At 51.9% G+C, this 24,969-nt stretch carries 30 protein-coding genes, 1 tRNA gene and 3 pseudogenes; 12 read left to right on the forward strand and 22 right to left on the reverse strand.

Features of this window, described 5'->3' with window-relative positions; all coding sequences use genetic code 11:
- Window positions 1-5: 5 nt before the first annotated feature.
- The 7 genes and pseudogenes from LFE_RS06550 to LFE_RS13665 form a co-directional block, all read right to left on the reverse strand.
- Window positions 6-428, reverse strand: coding sequence for an ExbD/TolR family protein (locus LFE_RS06550; RefSeq protein WP_014449445.1), 423 nt, complete (start codon window positions 426-428; stop codon window positions 6-8).
- The gene (locus LFE_RS06555) at window positions 428-1,093 is read right to left on the reverse strand and encodes a MotA/TolQ/ExbB proton channel family protein (protein ID WP_014449446.1); all 666 of its coding nucleotides are present in this window, start codon (window positions 1,091-1,093) and stop codon (window positions 428-430) included. Before LFE_RS06555 ends, LFE_RS06550 begins: the two co-directional genes overlap by 1 nt.
- Window positions 1,094-1,285: 192 nt before the next feature.
- Window positions 1,286-1,362, reverse strand: a tRNA-Asp gene (locus LFE_RS06560).
- 224 nt (window positions 1,363-1,586) lie between these two features.
- Window positions 1,587-1,859, reverse strand: a pseudogene (locus LFE_RS13660) (BrnA antitoxin family protein).
- Window positions 1,846-2,142 (reverse strand): annotated as a pseudogene (locus tag LFE_RS14690) (BrnT family toxin). The pseudogenes LFE_RS13660 and LFE_RS14690 overlap by 14 nt, the downstream one beginning before the upstream one ends.
- A gap of 242 nt (window positions 2,143-2,384) precedes the next feature.
- Window positions 2,385-2,846 carry an NAD(P)-dependent oxidoreductase gene (locus LFE_RS13465; protein ID WP_232502592.1) on the reverse strand — a complete coding sequence of 154 codons (462 nt, stop codon included), beginning with the start codon at window positions 2,844-2,846 and terminating at the stop codon, window positions 2,385-2,387.
- Window positions 2,847-2,858: 12 nt separating this feature from the next.
- A pseudogene (locus LFE_RS13665) lies at window positions 2,859-3,343 on the reverse strand (NAD(P)-dependent oxidoreductase); the annotation flags it as partial.
- A gap of 66 nt (window positions 3,344-3,409) precedes the next feature.
- On the opposite strand from LFE_RS13665, the gene LFE_RS06575 reads away from it, so the two are divergent.
- Entirely contained in the window at window positions 3,410-4,087 is a 678-nt protein-coding gene (locus tag LFE_RS06575; RefSeq protein WP_014449451.1) for a hypothetical protein, read from the forward strand.
- An 83-nt stretch (window positions 4,088-4,170) separates the two neighbouring features.
- Here LFE_RS06575 and LFE_RS06580 read toward each other — a convergent pair whose 3' ends face one another.
- The 9 genes from LFE_RS06580 to LFE_RS06625 form a co-directional block, all read right to left on the reverse strand.
- Complete coding sequence (locus tag LFE_RS06580) at window positions 4,171-4,446, reverse strand: type II toxin-antitoxin system RelE/ParE family toxin (protein ID WP_041774118.1); 276 nt, start codon at window positions 4,444-4,446, stop codon at window positions 4,171-4,173.
- Entirely contained in the window at window positions 4,439-4,666 is a 228-nt protein-coding gene (locus LFE_RS06585) for a ParD-like family protein (RefSeq protein ID WP_014449452.1), read from the reverse strand. Before LFE_RS06585 ends, LFE_RS06580 begins: the two co-directional genes overlap by 8 nt.
- Window positions 4,667-5,003: 337 nt before the next feature.
- Entirely contained in the window at window positions 5,004-5,465 is a 462-nt protein-coding gene (locus LFE_RS06590; RefSeq protein ID WP_014449453.1) for a hypothetical protein, read from the reverse strand.
- 122 nt (window positions 5,466-5,587) lie between these two features.
- Complete coding sequence (locus tag LFE_RS06595; protein WP_014449454.1) at window positions 5,588-5,875, reverse strand: hypothetical protein; 288 nt, start codon at window positions 5,873-5,875, stop codon at window positions 5,588-5,590.
- A gap of 271 nt (window positions 5,876-6,146) precedes the next feature.
- Window positions 6,147-6,539 carry a copper-binding protein gene (locus tag LFE_RS06605; RefSeq protein ID WP_014449455.1) on the reverse strand — a complete coding sequence of 131 codons (393 nt, stop codon included), beginning with the start codon at window positions 6,537-6,539 and terminating at the stop codon, window positions 6,147-6,149.
- Between the two features lie 49 nt (window positions 6,540-6,588).
- Complete coding sequence (locus tag LFE_RS06610) at window positions 6,589-9,738, reverse strand: efflux RND transporter permease subunit (RefSeq protein ID WP_014449456.1); 3,150 nt, start codon at window positions 9,736-9,738, stop codon at window positions 6,589-6,591.
- On the reverse strand, window positions 9,735-10,994 hold the full coding sequence (locus tag LFE_RS06615) for an efflux RND transporter periplasmic adaptor subunit (RefSeq protein ID WP_014449457.1): 1,260 nt from the start codon (window positions 10,992-10,994) through the stop codon (window positions 9,735-9,737). Before LFE_RS06615 ends, LFE_RS06610 begins: the two co-directional genes overlap by 4 nt.
- On the reverse strand, window positions 10,984-12,411 hold the full coding sequence (locus LFE_RS06620; protein WP_014449458.1) for a TolC family protein: 1,428 nt from the start codon (window positions 12,409-12,411) through the stop codon (window positions 10,984-10,986). Before LFE_RS06620 ends, LFE_RS06615 begins: the two co-directional genes overlap by 11 nt.
- Before the next feature lie 60 nt (window positions 12,412-12,471).
- Window positions 12,472-12,954, reverse strand: a complete 483-nt coding sequence (locus LFE_RS06625) for a hypothetical protein (RefSeq protein ID WP_148272577.1) — start codon at window positions 12,952-12,954, stop codon at window positions 12,472-12,474.
- A 77-nt stretch (window positions 12,955-13,031) separates the two neighbouring features.
- Between LFE_RS06625 and LFE_RS06630 the strand changes: the two genes are divergently transcribed.
- Both LFE_RS06630 and LFE_RS06635 read left to right on the forward strand, forming a co-directional pair.
- Window positions 13,032-13,310, forward strand: coding sequence for a type II toxin-antitoxin system TacA family antitoxin (locus LFE_RS06630; protein ID WP_014449459.1), 279 nt, complete (start codon window positions 13,032-13,034; stop codon window positions 13,308-13,310).
- Entirely contained in the window at window positions 13,307-13,843 is a 537-nt protein-coding gene (locus LFE_RS06635) for a GNAT family N-acetyltransferase (RefSeq protein WP_014449460.1), read from the forward strand. The genes LFE_RS06630 and LFE_RS06635 overlap by 4 nt, the downstream gene beginning before the upstream one ends.
- On the opposite strand, the gene LFE_RS14695 is transcribed toward LFE_RS06635, so the two are convergent.
- From LFE_RS14695 to LFE_RS14120, 3 genes are all read right to left on the reverse strand, one after another.
- Window positions 13,773-14,081, reverse strand: coding sequence for a DUF5615 family PIN-like protein (locus LFE_RS14695; protein ID WP_081495368.1), 309 nt, complete (start codon window positions 14,079-14,081; stop codon window positions 13,773-13,775). The genes LFE_RS06635 and LFE_RS14695 overlap by 71 nt on opposite strands.
- On the reverse strand, window positions 14,078-14,308 hold the full coding sequence (locus tag LFE_RS06640; RefSeq protein ID WP_014449462.1) for a DUF433 domain-containing protein: 231 nt from the start codon (window positions 14,306-14,308) through the stop codon (window positions 14,078-14,080). Before LFE_RS06640 ends, LFE_RS14695 begins: the two co-directional genes overlap by 4 nt.
- 94 nt (window positions 14,309-14,402) lie before the next feature.
- Complete coding sequence (locus LFE_RS14120) at window positions 14,403-14,690, reverse strand: hypothetical protein (RefSeq protein WP_014449463.1); 288 nt, start codon at window positions 14,688-14,690, stop codon at window positions 14,403-14,405.
- 142 nt (window positions 14,691-14,832) lie between these two features.
- On the opposite strand from LFE_RS14120, the gene LFE_RS13920 reads away from it, so the two are divergent.
- Together LFE_RS13920 and LFE_RS13925 are read left to right on the forward strand one after the other, a co-directional pair.
- Window positions 14,833-15,132: a hypothetical protein gene (locus tag LFE_RS13920; protein WP_014449464.1), complete on the forward strand. Its 300-nt coding sequence runs from the start codon at window positions 14,833-14,835 to the stop codon at window positions 15,130-15,132.
- A 115-nt stretch (window positions 15,133-15,247) separates the two neighbouring features.
- Window positions 15,248-15,448 carry a hypothetical protein gene (locus tag LFE_RS13925; RefSeq protein ID WP_014449466.1) on the forward strand — a complete coding sequence of 67 codons (201 nt, stop codon included), beginning with the start codon at window positions 15,248-15,250 and terminating at the stop codon, window positions 15,446-15,448.
- A gap of 172 nt (window positions 15,449-15,620) precedes the next feature.
- Here LFE_RS13925 and LFE_RS06660 read toward each other — a convergent pair whose 3' ends face one another.
- Both LFE_RS06660 and LFE_RS06670 read right to left on the reverse strand, forming a co-directional pair.
- The gene (locus tag LFE_RS06660; RefSeq protein ID WP_041774880.1) at window positions 15,621-16,238 is read right to left on the reverse strand and encodes a YqhA family protein; all 618 of its coding nucleotides are present in this window, start codon (window positions 16,236-16,238) and stop codon (window positions 15,621-15,623) included.
- Between the two features lie 748 nt (window positions 16,239-16,986).
- Window positions 16,987-17,595, reverse strand: coding sequence for a hypothetical protein (locus LFE_RS06670; RefSeq protein ID WP_014449469.1), 609 nt, complete (start codon window positions 17,593-17,595; stop codon window positions 16,987-16,989).
- Window positions 17,596-17,739: 144 nt separating this feature from the next.
- Here LFE_RS06670 and LFE_RS06675 point away from each other — a divergent pair, with 144 nt between their 5' ends.
- Entirely contained in the window at window positions 17,740-18,810 is a 1,071-nt protein-coding gene (locus LFE_RS06675) for an RNA-guided endonuclease InsQ/TnpB family protein (RefSeq protein WP_014449470.1), read from the forward strand.
- 591 nt (window positions 18,811-19,401) lie between these two features.
- Here LFE_RS06675 and LFE_RS06685 read toward each other — a convergent pair.
- Window positions 19,402-20,208, reverse strand: coding sequence for a hypothetical protein (locus LFE_RS06685; RefSeq protein ID WP_148272578.1), 807 nt, complete (start codon window positions 20,206-20,208; stop codon window positions 19,402-19,404).
- A 338-nt stretch (window positions 20,209-20,546) separates the two neighbouring features.
- Here LFE_RS06685 and LFE_RS06695 point away from each other — a divergent pair, with 338 nt between their 5' ends.
- The 6 genes from LFE_RS06695 (at window position 20,547) to LFE_RS06720 (ending at window position 24,922) form a co-directional block, all read left to right on the forward strand.
- Window positions 20,547-22,238: a thiamine pyrophosphate-binding protein gene (locus LFE_RS06695; RefSeq protein ID WP_014449473.1), complete on the forward strand. Its 1,692-nt coding sequence runs from the start codon at window positions 20,547-20,549 to the stop codon at window positions 22,236-22,238.
- A 566-nt stretch (window positions 22,239-22,804) separates the two neighbouring features.
- Window positions 22,805-22,999 carry a hypothetical protein gene (locus tag LFE_RS13930; protein WP_014449474.1) on the forward strand — a complete coding sequence of 65 codons (195 nt, stop codon included), beginning with the start codon at window positions 22,805-22,807 and terminating at the stop codon, window positions 22,997-22,999.
- Between the two features lie 31 nt (window positions 23,000-23,030).
- Window positions 23,031-23,519, forward strand: coding sequence for a transposase (locus tag LFE_RS14365; RefSeq protein WP_014449475.1), 489 nt, complete (start codon window positions 23,031-23,033; stop codon window positions 23,517-23,519).
- Window positions 23,488-24,099, forward strand: coding sequence for an RNA-guided endonuclease InsQ/TnpB family protein (locus tag LFE_RS14370; RefSeq protein ID WP_014449476.1), 612 nt, complete (start codon window positions 23,488-23,490; stop codon window positions 24,097-24,099). The genes LFE_RS14365 and LFE_RS14370 overlap by 32 nt, the downstream gene beginning before the upstream one ends.
- Before the next feature lie 344 nt (window positions 24,100-24,443).
- Window positions 24,444-24,581 (forward strand): toxin-antitoxin system TumE family protein, encoded by a 138-nt coding sequence (locus LFE_RS14700; protein ID WP_407081004.1) that lies wholly within the window; start codon window positions 24,444-24,446, stop codon window positions 24,579-24,581.
- Window positions 24,578-24,922 (forward strand): HVO_A0114 family putative DNA-binding protein, encoded by a 345-nt coding sequence (locus LFE_RS06720; protein WP_014449478.1) that lies wholly within the window; start codon window positions 24,578-24,580, stop codon window positions 24,920-24,922. The genes LFE_RS14700 and LFE_RS06720 overlap by 4 nt, the downstream gene beginning before the upstream one ends.
- Window positions 24,923-24,969 lie beyond the last annotated feature (47 nt).

The raw sequence follows: 24,969 nt of genomic DNA on the forward strand, positions 1-24,969 counted from the left end.
AAATATCAACCTGCTTTTTGGGGAACCGGTACCGTAATCATTCCAAGTCGATCAATTCCAGATTGTTTTACCAGATCCATCAAATGAACAACCGTTCCATAGTCGACTTTTTTATCGGCCTTCAGATAGACCGTGACTCTGGCATCTTTTTTATGGGCGGCAGAAAGAAACGGTTTGACCTGGTCCCATGTGATCTGTTTGGCATCGGCATACACTTTTCCGTCATGGGTAATGGTCAATATGACTTTGGGGGCAGGTTTCTTGAGGCTGTTGGTAGCCGTTTTGGGAAGGTTGATCTTGAGTCCCCTGTAAAGCAGCGGTGTCGCAAGCATAAAGATGATCAGGAGAACGAGTACAACATCAATAAAAGGCACCATGTTGATTTCTGCAAGATAATCGTTCCTGCGGGAACGCATGTCCAGCTTCATTAGTCCTTCCACCGGCTTTCAGCGAGAATGTTCAGAAGTTCGAGGGTAAACGTATCACCAAGGGCTGTCAGCCTGCGGATTTTCTGAAGAAATGTGTTGTAGAAAATAACAGCTGGAATGGCGGTAAAAAGTCCTGCAGCTGTTGTCACAAGCGCATCTGCAATTCCGGGAGCCACTGAGGCGATGCTGGCAGACGCCTGATGGGTAATATCCCTGAAGGCATGGATAATCCCCCAAACCGTACCAAAGAGGCCGACGAATGGGGCAATATTGGCGGTTGTCGCCAGGAACTGAAGATGTGTCTCAAGACGGCCGGTCTCTTCCTGAAGAGCCTGAATCAATGTGCGTTCAAGAACGTCAATATCCCTTTCGCTGTATTCAGAAGATCCAGTCTTGTCCCTGAGTGCCCTGACTTTTTCGTAAGCCGAACGAAAAAGAAACGCGAGAGTGGAGCTTTTGAATTCAGCCGATTCTTCGTAAAGCCTTGAGAACCGTTCACTTCTTTTGAAGGATTTAATAAAGGCAACACTTTCCTTGGCTTCTTTTCCCAGGATGTAATATTTGAAAAAAACAATCCCCCAACTGACAGCCGATAGAAAAAGAAGTAACCCAAGAACGAGTTCTGCCATAAGACTGACATTTGACAAAAAGGAGAAAAGGCTCATATCACTCTTTCTGGAAGGATTCTCATCACGGGAATCCATGTGGTCTTAGATTGGGGCAGTCGCCTGAACCAATGAGTTAATTTGTCAAAAAATTTGGCCGAGCAATCTCGAACCGGGGAGGGTAAACAGGAAGATAGAATTTGGGAAGAGTTCACAGAACAAACCTTAAGATTGAAAGCGATCGATTGGTAATGGCGGGGCCGACGGGGCTCGAACCCGCGACCTCTGGCGTGACAGGCCAGCGTTCTAACCAGCTGAACTACGGCCCCATGATATAAACTAAGGACACTCATCCCGCATTACCGAATTGTTTCATCGAAAAGCTCGAGAATCATAGTCCAGATTGGAAAAAGAATCAAGTGGCATGATCGCATTTGCCAGTGCAGCATTCATCCCTCTCCAGACAAAAACAAGTCCTGTAGAGGGAATCCTGCACCAAACTGGTTGTTGTCCTGACGTACCCCCCCTGATGATTGGCGGGGGCTTAGCGCTCTCAAGCCTGTTTTTGATTTGCAATATCTTCTGACAACCAAATTTTTATGAGTGATTGATATGGCACGTCCCTCTTGTTTTCTTCCAGTTTGAATCAGTCCAGAAGTGCAATGGGTAGACGAACGGAAATGGATTGTGTCGATGGCTTTAATCTGGAAAGTTGGAGCTTCTTGGCTTTGGACCAACCCAGATATTCCGATGAATCGTGTTTTTCCCAGAATGCTTGCTCTTCAGCTTCTGATGAAAACTCTGGAATATCTTTAAGATTTTCCATAATAATCCCTTTCTTTCCGGCTCATCTCCCTGGCTGATATCAACCGAATTAAAGTATGTCCCATGCGTAAAGTAACTGTGATGTGAAGCTTGCGGCCCGAGCTTGTTTTTCCCAGTGCATGTCAGCGGTTTTCTTTTTCGCTATGGCGAACATCCTCCTTCATGACAATTGGTTCGTTAAAAAAAATCTCTTCGGCCTCGGATTGAGACACCCCATGCTGCTCATTCTTTCGGGCATTCCCATTGTCCCAGTCAAACCCGCTGATGTTGTCAAAACTGCCCATAAAAGTTTACTACCAATATATACAGAAATATTCCAGAGTGAGATGCCACATGAAAATGATTCCTTTAAAATACAACCAATAGGTTGCATTCTAAACGTATGAAGAGCCAGGATCCGATTGTACTGTTGAAGTCGCTACATGGGTGTTGGAGAAGATTGAAAAACATCGGCGATTGACCTTGTAATCAGGTTATTTTAAGCCCGGCTTTCTTGCCCCTTATTAAGAGCTGGAGAATGTAAGAATTACGAAATGGAGTTCTCTTCCCTTCCGGAATCATCAGCTCGTACTTTCTTGAGCGCTGACCAGTCCAATTCGCCATATCCCCTGTGGATTCCCGAGATAAACCCGGAATGGATCAGGTCTGCCAATGGCAAGGAGACTTCCAGTGCATCGGATTCTTTCAGCACCAGACGGATATCTTTCAGCCCCAGTTTCATCCTGAAACCCGCAGGATCCCATTTTTCTGTTGCCATCAGATTGCCGTAACCGCGAAATACAGGAGAGTGGTAGAGAGCGGTATCGAGAATTTCCACCAGTGTTTCCGGATTGATTCCTGCCCGCTCTCCCAAGGACAAAGACTCGGAAAGGGTCTCAAGCAACCCTCCCAGGGTAAAGTTCCCCAGAATTTTGACCCAATTGGCCTTTGACGGTCTGTCTCCGACATGAAAAAGATCGGATCCCAGTGCTTGGAAGAGGTCCTCCATTAAGGCCAAGACCTCCCGATCTCCTGCCGTGACGATCGTCAGGGTTGCAGCATCGGCCCTGTCCGGTCGTCCGAAGACCGGACAGGAGATCAGGATTTGTCCCCGACGTTCATGTTCCTGGGTCATCTCTTCGACAAAAGTGGGAGAAAGGGTCGAGAAAGACAAATGGATCCCATTGGGGGGAAGAAGTTCGAAGAGACCTGAATCGCCGAACGGACAGACGGATCATCGGAGAGCATGGTCGCGACAATGGATTGCCCGGACATGGCTTCCCTGATGGATGAAAAGACCTTGACGCCCAGGGAGGAAAGATCCCGGGCCTTCTCCGGCGTCCGGTTGTATCCTGTGACATGATGGCCTTTCCGATGGAGGTTTCTGGCCATCGGAAGCCCCATGTTCCCAAGTCCTATCCATGCAAGTGTCTTTTTATCCAAAACGACCTCCCTCTTCACTGTTTCCGTCCGGCATGATACAAGTACCATACAAGCATGCCTCATTACCCTGACAAAGATTCCCGGGGGAATCAAGTTCCGGACCAAACATATTGAATCAGGAGTTTTTCCGTGAAGCCTTCAGGCTCTCAAGACAAAACAACGACCTTTGCCCGGATTTATCGCTGGTTTCGGTACACGCTCTCGGAGGAATGGCGACTCATACGAGAACTGCTCGCCCTTTTCCAGGAGTTGGCCCATCCGATCATTCTCCGGTTCAAGCTTCGACTCACAAGACGCTCGATCAAGAATCGGAGAACAGAATGGATCAAGATGCTTGGCAAGGAAACGTTTGAGACCCCTCCCCTTTTTTCCAGGTTTTCCGAATCTCTGAGAGAAAACCGCTCATCCGGAAAAATCATTGAACGCATTGAATCCCTGGATCGGCTGGAAGGAAAGATCGAAGAACAGATCATGATTTTTGAAGACGCCCGCTCCCAGCAGATTCTTGCCGGCCTTTCGGCAAAAATAGCGGAACACCAGCTGGAATCAAGGGTCATTCCCATCAGGGATCGTTCGGTCTATCTTGCCCTCACGGTCGATGAAGCCAGGATCAGGGCTCAGGAACAGGGTATCATCATGATAACCGCGCTCAGAAGGGGTGTGGTGCTTTCAGGGAGAACCATTCTGAGGATCGACGATCTCATTGTCGGCATTGTTCCGGCTTTTGCCGTCAGGGGAGAAGAAGAAGCATGGGGTATCGACCATCGCCAGGTTCATCCTTCTATGGATACAGATGGCGTGATTTAGTCTGGTGAAAAAAGAGATCAGGGCTCTTGTGAGACGTTCTCCTGAACCCCGTTCAGGTCCCCAAACTTCTGAAAAGTAACCCCTTATCCTTTGAGGTTACGATAAAAATTCTCATGAGTCCCAATCAGCAGCAAGACACGATTGGCCAGATCGTATTCGTAGGCTAAAAGAAATCGTTGGTTCACACAGTCGAACTTGTAAACGTAAATACCTGATAGGTCAGATTTCTTCTCTTCTCCGATGGCCGGATCAGAAACGATATTCTCCACAGCCTGATCAACTGCCTCCTTCTGATTTCTCCTTGATTTTTTATAAGTACGCAGGAATACATTGGTCTGGCGAACAACTCTTTCAGCCACGTAAATGGCCTTGACTGAACGGGGTGAGCTGATCTTTCTCTTCTGATCTCGCAATGAGAAGCTCACGGATAAAATCAACCGGAAGATCCGGGTTCTCCAATGCGACCCTGCCCACCCTGGCCCAATACTCAAGTTGCCCGGCAATAGTGCGACACTCGCCTTTTGCGGCCGTCTTTGCTTGATGATATAAATCATCATTCATTCGGATTGACATGCTCATCAGATTCTCCATTACTATATTAGTAGCAATTTATAGTAGGTTGTAAAGGAAATGAGGAAAGGTGGTTAAGAAAGAGTCTCACGGATGGTTCAGGCAAAAATCGTGAATACAAAGCATTGTATGGGCATTTTCACGAAGAAGTTCCCTCCAGACTAGGGTTTTTCCTAATGACTTCTTCTTTAATCACTTTCCCCTGCATACGCAGCTTGTGATCTGAAACAAAAGATCCGTCCCTTGCAGGATCAAAAAACTCGGGACGAACCGTTTTCTCCTGAGCGGACGACCGTTCCCGAGCGCAAGACAAACAAGAATCCTTAGCGTCAGAGGATAACGAACCTCACGACCGGCGAATCGGGGAATAAAAGTGGCAATATCCCATCGGGCTCACGGGACCTTCGACGACTTCACAGAGTCCCATTTTACCCATCATTTTGCCATTCATTCCTCCCATTCGCATTCCCTGCATCATTTGGCCCATTCCGGCCATGTTTTCCATCATCTGTTTCATTTCCGGACTGCCAGGAAGGAAATGTGTGCAGTTCATGCACATTTTCCCTTGATCTGGATGCGACTGATAATGGGCGATTTTTTGACTGATTTTGAGGGTTCCTGCAAAAGCCGGATTCCTCTCAAGAAAGATCCAACCGGCGCTCAATAATGCAAAAACCGGGATTTGCCGCAAAAAGTCTCTTCTCGAAAGACTGCCATTCAAACGTCTCAAAGATTTTTTATCCATGTTTTCCTCCAGAAATTCCGGGATTCCATCTGCCGCGGATCCGGATGGGACCCTGTTTTTCATGAAAGCCCTTCTCCCGGAACGGGAAGTTCCGGGAGAGTTCCCGACGCAGGAGAGCATGGAATCCCCATGGCCAGAGAGGGCCTCATTGAAAATGCAGTGGAGATCGAACAACTCCGGTCGACTTACTTTTTCTGAATGATCTCGAGTAGAAGGGATTCATCCCTGATCATCTGGTCCATCATTTTGTTCATGACAAGATTGTACTGCTCCATCCTGCGATCAGAACGGACGAGATCCGCGATCGTTGTCATCTTTCCCATTTTCATGCTTTCCTGCATCAGCTTGTTCATTTCTTTTCGCATGATTTTATTGTTGTTCTTGATCATTTTTATTTGTGCCGAAAGGGCATTCTGGCGTTCTATCCCACTCGTCTTTTCGGCCTGTCTCAATTTCGCCTCAGATTTATCCATCTTCTGGTTCAGGAAGACATCAGCAGGATTGACTGCCCACGCACCTACTGGGAAACCCAGAGAGAAGATTGCCGATGAAATGAGTATCGTTTTTTACACATGATGAACCTCCGATTATTATCTTTTTTGTTATTTGGATCCCCGACCGGGAAAATCCGGTCGATGGACCTAACTCCACTTCCCCATGAGCCATGGGGGGAGTATCTCTGGCTTTTTTGCTCTGAGATCACGCCCGTTCCATCGGAACATGGATCCAAGAAAAACCGAAAGCTTAAGGAAGTTCTTCGATCTTTGTGATGACGGGACCCTCAGTGCCCTGAATCACATCGAAACGGACATGCTCCCCTTTTTTCAAATCGGATAGCTCTGACCGGTGCTTTACACCGAAGGCCATGGTCATCCCCTTCCATCCGAATGCCTTGATAGGACCATGGGCAATCGTGACCGTTCCGGCCTTCGGATCCACTGCCTTCACGACCCCCTTCCCATGCCCTACAGATGCCGGTGCGCTTCCTGTCCCGGAGGACATGCCGGACATCCCGTTCATATCCCCCATTCCTCCTCCCATGTCATCTGCCAGGGCAACGGTCGTGGCAAGAAGCATTCCCGTCAGGACCAACGTGCTTCCTGCCATTGTTCCCAAGTGATTTTTTAAAGATTTCATCAGGTGTTTCCTTTCCTTTAAGGTTGGGAGAGCCTGTAGAAGAGATCTTCTACAGGGGTGGACGGAGTGGATGAGAGTCTCTTTTTTCGGCTTCCCGACGGAGATCACTCTCTTTCCACATCCGAAACAGTACAGGGAGTACGAGAAGGCTCAGGATCATGGCGGTCACCATACCGCCAACCATCGGCGCGGCGATCCGTTTCATGACATCCGATCCGGTCTTATGGCTCCACATGATCGGGAGAAGTCCCGCGAGGATGACCGTTCCTGTCATGGCGATCGGGCGCAGACGATACAGCGTTCCTTCGAGGATCGCTTTATCGAGATCCTCCGGTGTGGAAAGAGTTCCATTCATCCGGCGAAGATCAACTGAGCGATCGAGATAAAGGATCATCACGATTCCGAACTCGGCGGCGACCCCGGCCAAAGCGATCATTCCCGTGACGACGGCCACAGAGAGGCGGTAATGAAGTCCGTACAAAAACCACAGGCTTCCGAGTACCGCAAAGGGAAGGGGGAGGAGGATCATTCCTGTTTTGGCAGCACTCCTGAAATGGATATACAGAAGTCCGACAATGAGCAAAAAGGCAAGTGGCAAAACCAGGGCCAGTCGTTTTTTTGCCCGTTTAATCGAGGTGTATTGTCCGGACCAGGAGAGAGTCGTTCCCGGAGGAAGCGAGACGGAGCTGGCAATAGCCTTCCGGGCCAGCGCGACATAGCCACCCAGATCTCCTCCCTTTGGTTCGATATAGATCCATCCGGTCAGGCGGGCATTTTCGGTTTTGATCATCGTGGGACCGTCCTCAATCGAAAGGGATGCCAGACGGGAAAGAGGAACCTCCTCTCCGTCTGGAGTGGAAAGAAGGGATGCACCAATGGCGTCGAGCGATCCCCGATCTTCTCTGGGGAAACGAAGATTCACCGGAAATCGTTCCCGACCCTGGATCACGGTGGTCAGGGATTCTCCTCCGATGGCGGTTTCCACCAGCCGGTTCACATCTGCGATGTTGAGACCATAACGGGCGGCTCTTCGGCGATGGATGTCCACGACGATGTACCGTCCTCCCGTGAGGCGATCAGCATAGACAGAGGAGGTTTCCGGGAGTTTTTTGAGAACCTCCCGGATCTGCCGGTCGATACGGTTGATGGTGTCGAGCGATGCAGCTGTCACCTTGAGCCCTAGAGGCGACTTGATTCCGGTTGAGAGCATGTTGACCCGGTTGATGATCGGCATGGTCCAGATATTGGAAATACCCGGAAGCAGGACGGTTTCATTCAACTTTTCCTTCAGACTGGAGAGGGTCATTTCCGGGGGCCATTCGCTCCGGGGCTTGAGCATCACCACCGTATCGAACATGGTGAGATGGGCCGAATCCGTCGCTGTCTCGGCGCGGCCTGCCTGCCCAAAGACCCGCTCCACTTCGGGAACGGTTTTAATGAGCCGGTCGGTGATCTGGAGCAGATGGGCCGATTCTCCCACCGAGACACCGGGAGTCAGTGTGGGCATGTACAAAAGGTCGCCCTCATAGAGAGGGGGCATGAACTCCGTTCCAAGATGAGAAAGGGGTATCACCGCTGTGGCAAGGCATAGTCCTGAAAAGATGAGTGTGCGTTTTCTGTGGCGAAGGACCCACCCGATAACGGGTCGATAAAGAAGAACAAGGATCCGGTTGATGATGTTGGACTCCTCCGGTTTCATCCTGCCCCGAAGGAGAAATCCCATCAGGACCGGAACAAGTGTGATCGAAAGACCGGCGGAGATGGCGATCGAATAGGTTTTTGTGAACGCCAATGGTTTAAAGAGACGGCCTTCCTGTTCCTGCAATGCGAAGATGGGAAGAAAGGAGACCGTAATCACCAGGAGCGAAAAGAAAAGAGAAGGCCCCACCTCCCGGGCTGCTCTCAGGGCCGTTTCCCAGGAGGTTTCCGACCCGTCGGCCCGCTCCTGGTGTTTGTGCATGTTCTCGATCATCACGATCGCCGCGTCGACCATGACCCCGACCGAGACGGCGATTCCGCCGAGGGACATGATATTGGCGGTGAGTCCTTGTTCGGCCATCAGGACAAAGGCTCCAAAAATTCCCACCGGAAGGGAGAGGATTGCCACAAGCGAAGAGCGGATGCTGGAAAGGAAGAGGATGCAAACCAGAGAAACTGCAACGGATTCTTCCAGGAGTTTTTCCAGGAGGGTCCTGATGCTTTTCAGAATGAGTCTCGAACGGTCGTAGGTCGTTTCGATCTCCACCCCTGGAGGCAACATCGGGGTGAGACTCTTGAGCTTCGACTTGACCTCTTCAATGATTTTCAAGGCGTTGGTTCCGGCTCTGGAGATGACAATCCCCCCCGCGACCTCGCCTTTTCCGTCGAGTTCTGCCACTCCTTGCCTGAGCTGGGGTCCGAGATGAACGGACGCGATATCGCCCAAGCGAACCGGATTGCCGCCGGCACCCGAGACAATGGGGATTTTCCGGATATCAGAAATCGAATGGAGATAACCCCTCGTCCGGACCATGTACTGGGCTTCGTTCATATCCACGACCGACCCGCCCACCTCTCCATTCGATTCCCTGATGGCATCCTCGACCCGTGAAAGGGGAATATGGTCGGCCAGAAGCTTTCGCTGGTCGATGACCACCTGAAACTCCTTGACCATCCCTCCGACCGACGCCACCTGCGCCACCCCATGAATGCTTTGCAGTTCAAATTTCAGAAACCAGTCCTGAAGGGTCCTTAGCTGTGAGAGATCGAGGGTGTGTGTGGTGTCGACGAGGGCGTATTCATAGACCCATCCCAACCCGGTGGCATCCGGACCGAGAGAGGCGGTGACCCCGGATGGAAGGCGGCCTTCGACCTGATTGAGATATTCGAGTACCCGGGATCTGGCCCAGTATTGATAGGTCCCTTCCTTGAACAGAATGTAGATGAGGGAATTCCCGAAGTCGGAATACCCTCGCACATGGCGGACTCCGGGAATGGTCAGGAAGGCGGTCGTCAGTGGATAGGTCACCTGGTTTTCAACGACGGAAGGCGGTTGGCCGGCAAAAGAGGCCTTGACGATGACCTGCGTATCGGAGAGATCCGGGATGGCATCCAGCGGACTTCGATAGAGGGAAACCGCTCCCCATGCGACAATGGCGAGGGCCAGTCCCAATACCCAGTACCTCCGCTGAATCGACCAGGTGATGATTCTTGTAATCATGGCCGGCCTCCTTCGGACATCCTGGCAGAAACATTTTCAAACCGGGACTCAGAATCGAGAAGGAACTGTCCGCTGACAACGACCCGTTCTCCTTCTCCCAGACCTTCGAGGACTTCGACCCAGTGGCGTGACCGAGCTCCGGTTTTGACCCTGGCTGGCCGGAAGAGTCCCTCTCCGGTTTCTGTCATCACGACCGTTTTGGATCCGGTCCGGATCAATGCTTCCCGCGGAATGACCAATACATCGGGATGCGGGTCAGGATGCAGCGTGGCTTCAAGGTACATCCCCGCCTTCAAGAATCCGTCAGGATTGGGGACAGTCACCCGGGCCCGGATCGTCCGGCTGGTTTTTCCCACCTCTGGATTTAAAAATTGAAGTCTTCCCCGGTATGTTCTTCTGGACGGTGATGAAAATCGAAGGACAACGGCATCTCCATTTTTGACCCAGGCCAGTTCCGGGTTATAAAAGAACACATTGACCCAGAGTTTTTGGGTGTCAGCCAGGGTCATCAAGGGATTTTTCGGCGAGACCTCCCCACCGACCCGGGCCGGAATCGATGTCACGATGCCCGAGTAGGCAGAGATGACTGGTATGACGGATCGGGGTTTTCCCGTTTTCACAAGTCGCCTGATTTCAAATTCGGGGACACCCAGAAGTGTTAGTCGTTCCTGTGCCGCGTTCCAGATTTTCTGATTGTCCGCTGATCCGGGATCGGACCGGAGTGCCAGAAGGGCGATCCGGGCTTCATATTCTGAATTGGCAAGTTCGGGGGAGTAAATCTCTGCGATGGTTTCCCCCTTCCGGACGATCTCCCCTTCGGATCGAATGTTTAACGTTCGTATCCAACCGGAAAATCGTGGCGTAATGACCCGGATGCGGTGCTCATCGAAGGCCACTGTTGCTGCCGCCCTGATGGTACGGGTGAAGGTCCGTCTCTTGACTGTCGCAAGGCGGATCCCGAGCGTCTGGCGAATTTCCGGACTCACCCGGACAGAGGTTCCGGGAGAGCTCGCGGGACTGGAAAAGACAGGAAGGTAATCCATTCCCATGTTGTCCTTCATCGGATGATCTGCATGAATGGACGGATTCATGGGATTTCTCCAATAAAGAATCGTTTGTTTCGGAGGAGATTTTGGCGTTTCAGCCATGAGCGGAGAAGGGGCTTTTGAAGACCCCCTCCAGTGTTCGGCTCCGGCACCGATTCCTATCCCCAGAAAAAGGACCATAAAGGACAAAACAAGAGATCTAGTTTTCACGGGAGCCTCCCTGAAGGCGACCTTTAAGATAGTCAAGGTTCGCCATTTCCTTGATTTTCTCCACCCGGATATCAAGCGCCTGAAGTTCGATATCCTCGACCTTTTTCATGGATTCAAGAACACGTCCCATATGAACTGTTCCTGTGGAGTAGTCGTTCAGAGCGGCCTCCGTATTTCTGTGGGCTTCCGGAAGAAGGCGGTGATCGAAAAAAAGTGCTCGATGAGAGAGATGACGGTAGCCCGCTTCGTCATCTCTGATCTCCTGGGCAAGCTTTTGGCGCAATTCATCACGCTGGGCCTCAAAGGATTCGAGATTTGCCTCTTCTTCCCGGACCTTCTGATCTTGTCGCTCGCCTGGTCGGAGCGGAAGGTTCATCGTGAGAACCACCGAAAAAAGGTTTGGTGTGCTGGTAATGAGACTCGGCCCCATGAAGTAGCTGTAATCTCCTTCGACGGAAAACGCGGGGATTTTGTCCTTTTTGGCGGCTTGGACCCGAAGGGCCTGGGCGGTATTTTCTTCGGCGCTGGATTTAAGCGCAGGGTGGAGATTGATCTGGGAGAGCATTAAGGACTCGGGAAGGGGAAGCGGACATTTTGGCTCTTCGTCAGAGATCCTGAACGGTTGGGATCGGTGCATGAGTCGCATCAGATGATGGAGGCTCTCTTCTCTCTGAATCTCGAGAACTTCCTCTTTGTCTTTGAGATTGTCTTTCTGAAACTGGGCAAGAAGAAGATCGGACTCAGATCCTGTGCCCTGTCGATATCTCGTCAGGGCTGCATCGAAGGCCTCCTGCCAGAGAAGCCCGATCGACCGGAGCAGGAGCTCCGTCCTGGTGTTTCGATAGAGATCAAGCCAGTTGAGTCGAACATCCCGGACAAGCCGGAGTTTTCGTTCTTCCAGGTTCCATCTGGAGGCGCTCTCTTTCCTGAGAAAACTCTTCTGGAGAAGATCTCGCTTCCCCATGGGTGAAAAGCTTTGCCTGAGTCCTACGGTTGTCATGGCCAGGAGGCTTTGTCCCATGTTGAAACTGATCGGGAAATACTGCTCCCCCAGAACCAGCTTGGGGTCAGGCAGTTCTCCTGCCTGGATGGAAAGAGTCTTTTCCCTCTCTATCCGGGCCTGATCCTTTGCCAGTGAGGGATTTTTTTGAAGTGCCTCCCAAACTGCCTGATCGATTGTGAGGACAGGAATGTCCGATTTTTGAAGAAAGGACTCTCCCGGTAGACTAGATTCCCCCGCCCAGGCAATTGCCCCCTCACGATATGATCCATCGAACAGGATTGCACCGGATAGAAGGATTGGAGGCAACATCCAAAAACCGGTTTTTTTAAATGACCTGAGCGCTCCTGCGGGAGGCAGGGATTTTAAGGAGAATTTCTGAAAAATAGAACTAGAGACAATATGAAGAAATGACATAAGACCTCCCCGAGTTCAAAAACGGCGTGAAAATCCGAAGTTTTCAGAACTGGGTAAGTCTCAGATCAAAAGGGGACGGCTAACCGGGGGGAAGAAGGAAAGTCTCTCTGGAAATAAAAGATGCGAGGGTTTTGTCTTCATTCTGATAATCGGTTGTTTTGGAGAAGAGTCTGCGACGATCGGGAGCACCGGAGGCCATATGCGCGAGAAGGAGGGTGTGTTTTCCTCTCCAGAGACCGATAGAACACATAAGTCACACAGAGAGGCCTGACAAAGGGCGACCCTGTTCTTTCCATGGCAACAGGGAAGCTCTCCCTTCATGGGACAGGAGGAGGGCATCGCATTTTTGGATTTGAGACTATGGCCACCCGTCATGGCCATGGATGGCGTCATGGCCTGAGCGATGGGAGCCTCCCCTGCCCTGCACAAAAAACAGACAAGTGCGAGAAGAAGAGCAAAAAAAAGATTTTTTTGAAGCAGCGCCAGAATCTTCATGGATTGATTGTGAGTCGCGTCAAAACTCATGTCAAGTGAAATGGGCAACAGTTGAAGGAGTACTAATTGCCAGAAGGCTAAGAATCCTGTACTCTTTGAGTGTGCACAGATGAAAGGAAACGACCATGCCCAGAGTAGCCGTTAACGAGAACAAGCGGATGCAGCTTCGCATCCAGCCGGAGCAAAAAGCGACGCTTATGCGGGCGGCCGCGCTTCGGAACACAACCCTAACGGATTTCATCTTTCAGATCGCCATGCGCGAGGCTCATGTCGTGATCGAGGAAGCAGAGCGGATTCGACTGTCGGAAAGAGACAGCCTGCTGGTGCTGGATCTGCTGGAAAATCCGCCTGCGCCGAATGCCAAGTTGCGCGGGGCCATTGCCGCGATGCCAAAACCTAGTTGACGTTTCCGGCCTGGCACGAAGAGCCGGTTTCCAAGAAGCATGATCGCAAATCGTTCGATTGCGGCGATGCGGAGCTAAACGATTTTCTGCATCGTCATGCACGTCAAAGCCATGACCTTGGCGGCGCAAAAACCTTCCTGGCTATCGACAACGACGATAACAAAACGATCCTCGGCTTCTACAGCTTGGCGCCGGGCGCGGTCTTGTATGCAGATACGCCGCAGACTTTTCGTCGCGGCCTTGCACCGCACGATGTTCCGGGGTTCCGTCTTGCGCGCATTGCGACGCATGTTTGCGTGCATGGGCAAGGCCTAGGCGGGCAGCTTCTCGCGTCGGCCGCACGGCGTTGCCTGCTCGCCGCAGCCGAAGCGGGCGGCGTGCTTCTTATCATCGATACAAAGAATGACCGCGCGGCAAAATGGTATGCGTCGTATGGCGCAGTTCCACTGAACAATAGGTCACTTACGCTTGTGATGTCGCTTGCAACCTTTGCCGCTGAACTGAAAGCGGCCGATCAATCGCGTCCGGGCTGACATCTTGCGCCCGGATTTGTACGACACTGGGCTTCTCGCCGTGCGTCACAGCAAGGATTGCGCCAAAGTCCAGATCGTGGGTAATCACAACGTAATCGTTCGCTCCGGCGTAGGCCATGATTTCGAAATCCGTCGCATTCTTCGCCCCAAGCGTCGACCAGTGAACGGCCTGCACACCCGCACCCGACAACACTTCAACCCAACGCGGCGAGAGGTTCATATCGACGAGCAACTTCATACAGTGGCCAGCGTGACCTCGCGTTCTTCGGCTCGCCATGCGGCGTAGCGAAGCGCCTGCATAATGTCTTCTCGTTCAAGGTAAGGATAATCGGCCAGAACTTCATCAAAGCTGTGACCAGCCCCGATTTGTCCTACAACCATGCCGACCGTGACGCGCATTCCACGGATGCACGCTCTGCCGCCCATCACATCGGGCTTTTGGGTGATGCGATTCAGTTGTTCCATGCTCTGCTCCTTCTCATAACACATTGCCACAGTTGCACTTTAAAAATATCATTCCATGAACTCTGAATAAACTCTCCCGCCACTAAGCTAACGCTTAAGTGGGAGCTTCAGCTCTCACGAGAGGATATTCCTCTTTCCCCGAGGATGCGCATAGGATTGTGGGCCCTTGCGTATTATCGCCCTCTCCAGAGGCTTTGACACAGGCCTCCTGCCCTGATGTTTTGAGTTTCCCGATCCCGCACCGCCGAACCTCTTTCTTCTGGATCTTCCCTTCCAGAAGAAGACGGACCCCCTTTTGGGTGATGACGCGTCTGCCGTTGTGCTCGGCATTGTCTGTAAGCCCGCAGCGCTGAGAGCTGTCTTGCGGTGAGACCTTGATCACAAGCCCCGGATTGAAGGGACTTGTACGAAAGGGAGGAGACCCCGGCAGGACGACAGGCTCGCCCGGGTGAGTCCGGCCTTGGCCCCTGCTCCGTTTCGGACATGGCGTCCCGAATCGTCCTGTCCAGTTCGGAAACGAAGAGATGGGCCGCCTTGTGGATCACGTCCTTTCGGACCTCTTTTGCGTATCCGAAAGTCCGGACAAGACGCTTCCGGGTCTTTCTCCGACTGTTCGAGCCTTTGACCTGTCGGGCCAGTTTTTGTTGCCAGCGTTTTCTGCCCAGTTTCTTCTCTCCATCCGGGTCTTCTGGACGGAGGAGAAATCGATCTTTCGCTCGGAGCTTGCCATGACCGGAATCATCACGTCGCGGTCGAAGTCCAAAGTTTTACTCCGGAGTTCCTCTTCCGTAAACAAGCCAGGCGACGGTGTCCTCATCCTTTGATTCCGGAAGACCGTCGTCCGAGGAGAAGGAGAGGAACCACTTCCCGGCCTCGACCGAAACATGGAGAGATGGGGGGACGGGAGTGGTATAGGCGAGGAATCGGTGGCCGGTCTGCATGGAAATAGAATACCTCAATGCGATGATGGAAAACAAAAACGCCCGTTTGTCCCCTCTTGCCCTGTGGGCCAAGAAGGGGAATATATGGTCCGGGCAGAAAGTCAAGAGTTTTTCTCCTCAAGAACTCTCGCTGGACGTTCCTCCTGGGCGGGATTCCGGCTCCCTGTTTTTGGGAGCAGGGCCAATCTTTCCCCTCTGATACCATTTTGATGAGACTCGGTTTTTCTCTCTTTTCTTCCCGGAACGCGTCGAAAGGGCCTCACCGGTGATCTCTTTACAGACTCGATTCTCCCTGAGGAGGAGTCGGTCGCCCCAATATATCCGGCTTATCGGAACTCTTTCCGTAGCGATGGATTTCGATGTTGTTTTTCCTATTCCGGATTTTCCTCAATTTTGTCCGTCCGGACCTCGTGTTGCTCGGTCGATTCGTGAAACATTTCCTGTTGGGCTCTGATCTGCGTTTTCAGACTGGAGGACTTCTGCGTTTCCGTCACCCGGTGTCCCAGCCACTGAAGTGAAACGAGAGAAATGACAACGATCGCCAATGCCCCACCGAACTCAAGCGTTCCGGACGGATCTTTCCATCGAACAAAATGCTGAAGGAATGTTGACCCCATGATGACAATGATCACGCTCAGAACCTTGCTTTCGAGATCGGTCAGGGATTCTATTCCAAGGGCGACCGCGACATTCAGGGGCGAGATAAACAGACTGTAAAGACCAACCCCCACCAAGTAAAAAACAACCGCTTCAAGCATTGTACTGACGATATTCAGATCCCGGCTCATCGAAATCCCGTGAGCGGAAAAGATTCCATTCGCCACATCGGACCAGGATCGATAGAGTGCCCTAATGGCCTGGACGGCGCCGATCAGAAACAGGGAAAATGCGGTGAGCATCACCGAAAGGACCGCAACAAAAACAAGGTATCGGGATCTTCCGAGCAGAAAATCCAATAACTTGAAGGATGGATTGGGCTCAGATGGCATCTTCAATTGGATCACCTTTCCTTTCCGGGTTATTTGGAGGGAGGAAGTATTCCTGTTGGATCCGAAGGGATTCTGATAATCTTTGGCCGGTCTCTCCGATGGTAACCATTTTGGCTATCTAGTCAAGTGTGAAAGCTCATCCCATCTGGGGCGCTCCTCCTTAACGGCAGGAAGGAACAATCAGTGTGGCAACTCGGATGAGTTCCAGAAAAGGGAAAGGATGGTCGCTACTCATGGCGACACCAATGGGGGGTTCAAAGATAAAAAAAGTCACTCCCCCTCTTTGGCCCGCCGAGTCTCGTTCTATGGAGTGATCGATCAGCCGGAAATGTGCTGCAGTCCTGAAAATGGAGCGCTTGCCGGAAAAGCTGGGGAAAGAGTGGTTTGGCTCCGATCACAAGGTCTTGAATGGGCAAAATCGACCCCGACTCCCAATATTCACTCATAGAATGTCTTTCAGGCTTTAAAATCCGTTCACCTGGCCACCCCATCGCACCTGGCGCCTTTCGCTCGCGACACCGAGACACTTGTGGTCTCTGTCCCCTTCGCTGGTCTTCGACCCGGCGCTTCGGTCCGGAGGGGGTTCCGGCGGTTCCCTCTTGGACACGATTCTCGAGCGAAAAATGCAATATTGATCATTGGACAACCATTCAGCGATAAGGAGCGTCATCGTTTTAATGTTGCTTTTCAATGTTGATCAATTGTTTCTTCCCAAGTTCACCCAAGATTTTCAATACTGGACGGAACCTTACGATCGATCCCCCTCTCCTTTCAATGGCCAAGGTCTGGAAACAAAAGGAGCTGGCTGATAATCGTAATAGTGATAGTGTTTCAGTACTGCGCGGGCTATGTAATAGACTAGAATTCCCGCAGCAATCCCGACGCCGACACCGATCAGGAAGGTTGGAATGGCATAGAGTAGCGGAGAAAGGCCGGAGCTAAGATTGCCGATCAAGCTGTATGCTTCACCGGCACCTCCCAGAAACAGGACAATGGCCCGATCCCGGCCATTGAGGGCAGCAGCAATGCCACTGGTCACTCCAAATGCAAATGGAAGGGTCAGGGAATACGTTAAAATGGCCGGATGAGTTCCCAAGATGGGATTGATTTCATAAATGTGTGGGACGGCTTGCAAAGCAATTCCATAACTTGTGATCAAATCGGTCATTCCGAATCCGAGATAGAGAACCTGGAGGGCATTTCCAGCCGATAACTTGGGAAGTGTGAGCGTTGGCGCACCATAACGGTGACTTGAACCCAGTTGAAATTCATTCGTTCCATCAACCATGGCGGAAGCCATGGCAAGTCCCGGCAACAGATAAAAAAGAACACACATGGAAACAATGAAAATCTTCATGACAACCACCCTGTTTGATTATTGACTTCATTTTTCGCGCAGGAAACCCTTCCCTGGACGGTTTATGTCAGGGAACGGGAGGAATGCGCTGCTCCTTAATCTGTTTGGATTTGACATAGGAAATAAATTGCCTATGGTAAGCTTATGAAAAAAACATTGAAGGTCAAACTGGCCCCGACCAAAGAACAGGCCAAGTCTCTTCTGGAGACGATCGAGACGTTCAACGACGCCTGCAACTGGATTTCCAGAAAGTCCTTCGAGGCAGGAACACCGCACCAGATGAAACTCCACCATCTGGTCTATTTTGAAGCGAGGGAGAGGTTTCCCGCCCTCACCTCCCAGATGATCGTCCGGGCGATTGCCAAGGTCTCCGACAGCTACAGGACGGAGAAGAAAACGCTCCACTTTTTCAAGAAACAATCGGCCATGGAGTATGACAAGCGTCTTCTGTCTTTCAAGTCCCTGTCCCATGCTTCTCTTGCGACCATCCACGGACGGATCACCGTTCCGTTGATCTTCGGCCACTACGCTCCGCTCGACCGGAACAAGATGCTCGGACAGGCGGATCTCACCACCTCCGGCGGGAAATTCTTCCTGAATCTCGTGATCGATGTTCCGGACGGAACACCCTATGACCCCGAAGAGTGTCTCGGAGTCGATATGGGCATTGTGAATCTCTCCACCGACTCCGATGGAGAATCGTTCTCCGGAGAAGGAGTGGATCATGTCCGGGAAAAGATCCACACCCTGAAAAAAGCGCTTCAGGAGAAAGGAACGAAGAATGCCAAACGCCACCTGAAAAAAGTGTCTGGCAAAGAAGCGCGATTCAAGAAAGACACGAATCACTGTCTTTCGAAAAAGATCGTTTCCAAGGCAAAAGGCACCGGACGAGGTATCGCCCTTGAGGATCTCAAGGGATTCAACAGCCGGACAATGGTTGGAAAGAGCCAAAAGGAACGATTCGGAAAATGGGCGTTTGACCAGTTGAGACGCTTTATCACCTACAAGGCTGTTCTGGAAGGCGTTCCCGTGGTGGTCGTCGATCCACGAAACACCTCCCGCACATGCTCTGTTTGTGGACATTGCGAAAAAGACAACCGAAAGTCTCAAGAACATTTCTCCTGTTTGATCTGTAAACACACCGAACATGCGGACATCAATGCCGCACGGAACATTCGCTTCAAGGCCGCAATCAATCGGCCTATCGCAGTCTGAATCGAACGCTTGAACTGCAAACCCCCACTACAGCCTCGGCTTAGTGGCGGGTAGTTGATGGATGTTCCCTTCCCTAAGCGCTGGGCATTTTTTCCCACAACGCTTCATGGGTCTTTTTCCCCGGAGTCCTCCCCGTATTGCCCCTCAAAATGATCCCCCGCAGGGATCTCGGGGACCGTCTCCCGACACTGAGACACCTCTCTATTCGGGGGAATGATCTGATCCGGACGAAAATCATGCCGGCTGGGGGTGTTTAGAAATCCTCTTGCATAGTGTATTGGTTTGGGCCGGACCGGGTGTTCACCAAGAAGGATCGGGACAACATCGAAGAGGATCTCCTCTCGGCCGTTCGCAATTTGTCGAAGAGTTATGTGAGTCTCACGGACGATCAGATTGCCTGCTGCTGCAAAACCGACTGTTTGAGGAGATATGCAATGATAAAACGCGAGTTTAAGAGTAATCCCTTTGAGGCCATCCAACCCTTGCCCAATGCCCTTCTGGAAGTCGGGGTGTCAATAAGACAATGCGCAAGTATGATGATATGTGTCTGCTCGTACCCCCCATCAATCTGAGGCCAATCAAAATCAAGCATCACCCGGAGAAAGGATTGTCGGAGGTGATCGCGAGAGCCGAGAGTGCAGCGAGCAAATCCTTGTATGCCGTCGTTTTGCCCGTCAATGTCTGGTAATTGGCTGAAAACGTTGCTTCGCCCGCCTGAACGATCTTGGGGATCGCAAAACCAAGAGAACGCATCCAGTCAATATAGACAATCCCGCAACCTGTACTGACCGGGTCCTGATCGGTATGCTCCGTCTTGTCGATCCAGTCCGGTCGACCTGCCTGATCCCACGCGGGTCCGGTAGCGAATGCGGCGAGTGTTCCAGCCGGGGTTTCCTGTTCGGCGCAAAATCTCGAGAGAGCTTCTCCATTCGAGTAGCCGCAGTTCCATCCCAGATTTTGCGGTCCCATGAAGGATTCGGAGAGTTCGGCAACATAGAGGCCAATTTCAAGGTTCAATGGGTTGACCGTGCGATTTGCAAAAGTCGCGTCCAGGTACAACACGCCACCTGTCGTGAAATTGCAGCCATAGTGGTATGCCCCTCCCGATCCGTCGTTCTTTCCGCTCAAGGGGGAGATGACGACATTGACCGATCCGCCTGCTATGCCGAAAAAAGCCTCCATCTGCGTGTACGGCCCGCTGACCGACTTAAGCATCCCTTTGGCAAGAGCCAATCCCGCTCCGCCAAGCAACGGATCGTAAGAAACCGTGACATTCCCCACCACGCCAACCTGGGTGACCGGATAGTCAAAACCGGTTCCTGCGGCCAACCTGATCTCCTGACTGCTTCGTTTCTTTCGCTTTCCCCCTGGGGGAAGCAGTTTCCGGAGTGGGCCCATTTCTTCTCTCCTTATGTTGAACGGTAAACGATCTTGTTCCGGCATACTGGACAGGAGTTGAGGTTGCAAGAATTTCCCCGGAAGTTCCGGAGACAAAATATAGAAGAAACGCTCCCCATTCTACCGGACTCAATCACCTAGCAGCTTTAAAATCCTCCCCAAAAACACCTCGTGGATCCATCCTGGGTCTTTATAGATAGGGTACCAGCCTTTTCTAAAACTTGACGAACCTGTGTCAGGGAGTATCGTTAGGGGGAATGGAGGTTCTCTTCTGATCTCCAGGAATCCGTTTCTTCTATGCGGTGTTTCTTCACGAAGAGAGAGAAAGGGAGGTTACATTGTCCAGGACTGTGAGCGACCGCATCGTCGAGTTTCTGGCGGAAATGGGCGTTCGCCAGATTTTCGGCATTCCGGGTGACACCATCGACTCCTTGATGGAATCTCTCCGTATACAGAGTTCGGTTCATTTTGTGGTCATGCGCCATGAGGAGGCGGGGGCCTTTGCGGCGAGTGCCCAGGCGAAGCTTTCCGGGAAGCTTGCTGTCTGCGTCGGCTGTCAGGGGCCGGGAGCGATCCATCTGTTAAATGGTCTTTACGATGCCGCTCTGGATCATGTTCCTGTTCTTGCCATCACCGGCCAGATTCCACGTGATGAGATCGGAACCGGGCGCCCTCAGGAGATCGACCAGCTTCGCCTGTTTGGAGATGTGGCGGTCTACAATCAGGAGGTCCGCTCTCCTGAAAACCTTGAGGCTGTTTTGTCCCAGGCGGTAAGGAAGGCTCTTGTGTTGCGGGGGGTGGCGCATCTCTCGATTCCGTCGGACGTCATGCGACTCCCCGCTCCGCCGCGTCCCCCCGAAATCACAAAAGACCATTTTGCCCACCGCTCGATCCTCCACCCTCCCCTTTCTGAGATTCTGAGGGCGGGAGAGATTCTGGATCGGGCATCACGCGTTACGATCCTTTATGGAGAGGGGGTCCGAAGGGCCGAGGCGCCTCTTCTCGATCTGTCGTGGCGGCTGGGAGCCCCGCTCGTTCACACCACCCGGTCGAAAGATATTCTTCCTTCCCTCCACCCTTCTGTCATGGGGGGAATCGGACTGATGGGCTCAAGATCGGCGAACCACGCTGTCCAGAACTCCGATGCCCTTCTGGTGGTCGGATCGGATTTCGCTTTCCGGGAGTATTACCCGGAGAGGGTTCCGATTGTTCAGGTCGAGATCGACCCATCCCGGATCGGTCGTCGGGTTCCGGTTGAGGTGGGGCTTCTGGGAGAGGCCCGTGAGGTTCTTCCGGCCCTGACGGAACAGGTCCATAAGCGAACGGACGCTTCTTTTCTCGACCGGATGAGAACAGAACGGGAAAAGGAAAGAGAGGGATACCAGCGAAGCAAACAGGACGGTCTTCTTCATCCGGGGGAGCTCACCCGGATGATCGGGGATCGGGCTCCGGATGACACGATTTTTCTGTTCGATGCGGGAACGGTAACGGTCTGGGGGAATAACTGCCTCAATATCCGGGGATCGCAGAGATTTCTCTGGTCATCGAATCTCGGGTCATTGGGATTTGCCCTTCCGGCGGCCATCGGGGCCAAGTTTGCCTACCGGGAGCGGCCGGTTGTGGCCATGACGGGAGACGGGGGATTCGGGATGCTTCTTGGGGATCTTGCAACCGCTGTCCGATATTCTCTTCCAATGGTGATCGTGGTCTATAACAACGGTTCCTATCAGTTCATTGAATATGAAGAGGAGGCCGAAGGGAATCCCGTGTTCGGAACCAAGCTCACGAATCCGGACTTTGTTGCCCTTTCCCGTGCCTTCGGAGGGGACGGGGCCAGCGTGCGAAGTATGGAAGATGTTCCGGCCGCCCTTGAGGCCGCTTTCGCTTCAAAGGTTCCTTTCGTGATTGATGCCTTCGTCAATCCGAATGAGCTCTACATTCCTCCCCTTCTGACCTCCCATATGGTGCTGGAGTTTGCCCGTTCCCAGATACGGAGCTTTTTTGGCAAGCCCTCTGAGGCCGAAGGGTAAGACCTGCATGCAGACAGTTCCCGAGCGAGACGGGATCTGAAACGGGGTTGGCGTGATCAGGACTCTTCCCACTGATCAAATGACTCATGGTCGCGAAGTGATCAAGATTGCGGTCAACAAATATCGACTGCTACCCCGAATCAACGCCCCTTATCGGGTGGGCTATGTGCAACTCATGTGGAGCATGCTCAAGATCTGTTTTCCAGTTGTTTCATCCGAAGCCTCTTTCGCCTGTTTCAGTGACGACCCTTGTGGCAGTTCATGTTGATTTGCCATGTCGGCCCGCCTGGCCCGGGGTCCAAGTAATGCTCGCAGGGCTCGGTCATTCCTCTCGGAGTATGCCCGGACCAAGCTTTGCTTCCCCCTGTTTTTGGGTCCAGTTCTATGGGTCCATTATACCCTTCTTGAACATTTGCCTGCGCATAATGGAATGGTCCGTGCAGCCTGGAGTGGGAACCGGATCCCGATCGAGTATCCTTTTCGGGACAAAAAAAAAGGGAGAGGCGCCTGTAACCAGCTCTCCCTCAAAACAAAAAGAAACTGTCTCCATTACGGAAGGAGTCTTCATGAAAATCCAGACCCTGAAAAAAACGAAAGCATCCCAGGAATCCGCTCTCGCCCGCATTGGCGTAGACCTGTCCAGGAATGTCTTCCATATTCCTCTGGGTCTTCATCTTCTTTCGCGCAGTATACCCTCTCCTGGATGGTCGTTTCATCAGGAGACGGGAGGAATGCGCTTCTCCTTTTTGTTGAAGGGCTGACACAGGAAATATTATTGCCTGTAATGAGGTTATGAAAAAAACATTGAAGGTCAAACTGGCCCCGACCAAAGAACAGGCCAAGTCTCTTCTGGAGACGATCGAGACGTTCAACGACGCCTGCAACTGGATTTCCAGAAAATCCTTCGAGGCCGGGACTCCTCACCAGATGAAGCTCCACCATCTGGTCTATTTTGAACCGAGGGAGAGGTTTCCCGCCCTCACCTCCCAGATGATCGTCCGGGCCATTGCCAAGGTCTCCGGCAGCTACAGGACGGAGAAGAAATCTCTCCATTCTTTCAAGAAACAATCGGCCATGGAGTATGACAAGCGTCTTCTGTCTTTCAAGTCCCTGTCCCATGCTTCTCTTGCGACCATCCACGGACGGATCACCGTTCCGTTGATCTTCGGCCATTACGCTCCGCTCGACCGGAACAAGATGCTCGGACAGTCGGATCTCACCACCTCCGTCGGAGTTCTTCCTGAATCTCGTGATCGATGTTCCGGACGGAACACCCTATGACCCCGAAGAGTGTCTCGGAGTCGATGCGGGGATCGTCCATCTTTCCACCGACTCCGATGGAGAATCATTCTCCGGAGAAGGGGTGGATCAGGTTCGGGAAAAGATCCACACCCTGAAAAAAGCGCTTCAGGAGAAAGGAACGAAGAATGCCAAACGCCACCTGAAAAAAGTGTCTGGCAAAGAAGCGCGATTCAAGAAAGACACGAATCACTGTCTTTCGAAAAAGATCGTTTCCAAGGCAAAAGGCACCGGACGAGGTATTGCCCTTGAGGATCTCAAGGGATTCAACGGCCGGACAATGGTTGGAAAGAGCCAAAAGGAACGATTCGGAAAATGGGCGTTTGACCAGTTGAGACGCTTTATCACCTACAAGGCTGTTCTGGAAGGCGTTCCCGTGGTTTTGGTCGATCCACGAAACACCTCCCGCACATGCTCTGTGTGTGGACATTGCGAAAAAGACAACCGAACGTCTCAAGAGCAATTCTCCTGTTTGACCTGTAAATACACCGAACATGCGGACATCAATGCCGCACGGAACATTCGCTTCAAGGCCGCAATCAATCGGCCTATCGCAGTCTGAATCGAACGCTTGAACTTTAACCCCCCCGCTACAGCCTCGGCTTGGTGGCGGGTCGTTGATTACTATCTCATTCCCCAATGGAATTTGGCGTTACGATAAACCCCCAAATATGTCTCTTATGAAAGACATATTGCGTTGCGTCTATTGTTGACATCTGGATGGCTATTTTTTAAATTGTTGGTACAATAACCAACATGAATGAAGCGCATCTTCTTTACCGGAACCGAAAAGTCTTTTCGAATGGAGCGATTATCGAGATAGTCATTTGAAAACTTGATCGTCCGGATCCGGACCGGAGCCATGGGTTCAAATATCGACTTTTCTATGGAAGGAAGGGCCAGAGAATCGTCGGTTACGACAACGAGAAGGGAAAAGGGGATCATCGGCATTACCGGGATCGGGAAGAACCGTATGTGTTCAGAACGGTGGATCGCCTCATCGAGGACTTCAATACCGATGTGAAGCGGGAGGAACAACAATGAGAAAAGTCGTCATTCAGGTAGAAAATCTTGAAAAAGGATTGAATCGGTTCAAAACCGCTTGGGAAACCGGAGAGCCCCAGGGGGAGTTCGTGACCTTCGATTCGGTGGAGGTTCTCTTGAAAACGATCACCACCAAACGATGGGAACTCTTGCGCGTTCTGCAAAAGAACGGCCCGATGGGCATTCGGCCCTTGGCCCGTCTTCTGGGTCGGGACGTTAAGAATGTTCATTCCGATATCCAGCCACTTAAGGAAATCGGTCTGATCGAAGATCACGAAAACGGGGTCTGGGTTCCCTTCGACCAGATTGAATCCCATATCGTCCTGGCTTCTGTGGCCTGATTTCTGGCGGCCACGGAGTTGTGAATGCCAGTCAAAAAGGTGACCAC

The organism is Leptospirillum ferrooxidans C2-3, assembly GCF_000284315.1.
Classification (GTDB): Bacteria; Nitrospirota; Leptospirillia; order Leptospirillales; family Leptospirillaceae; genus Leptospirillum; species Leptospirillum ferrooxidans.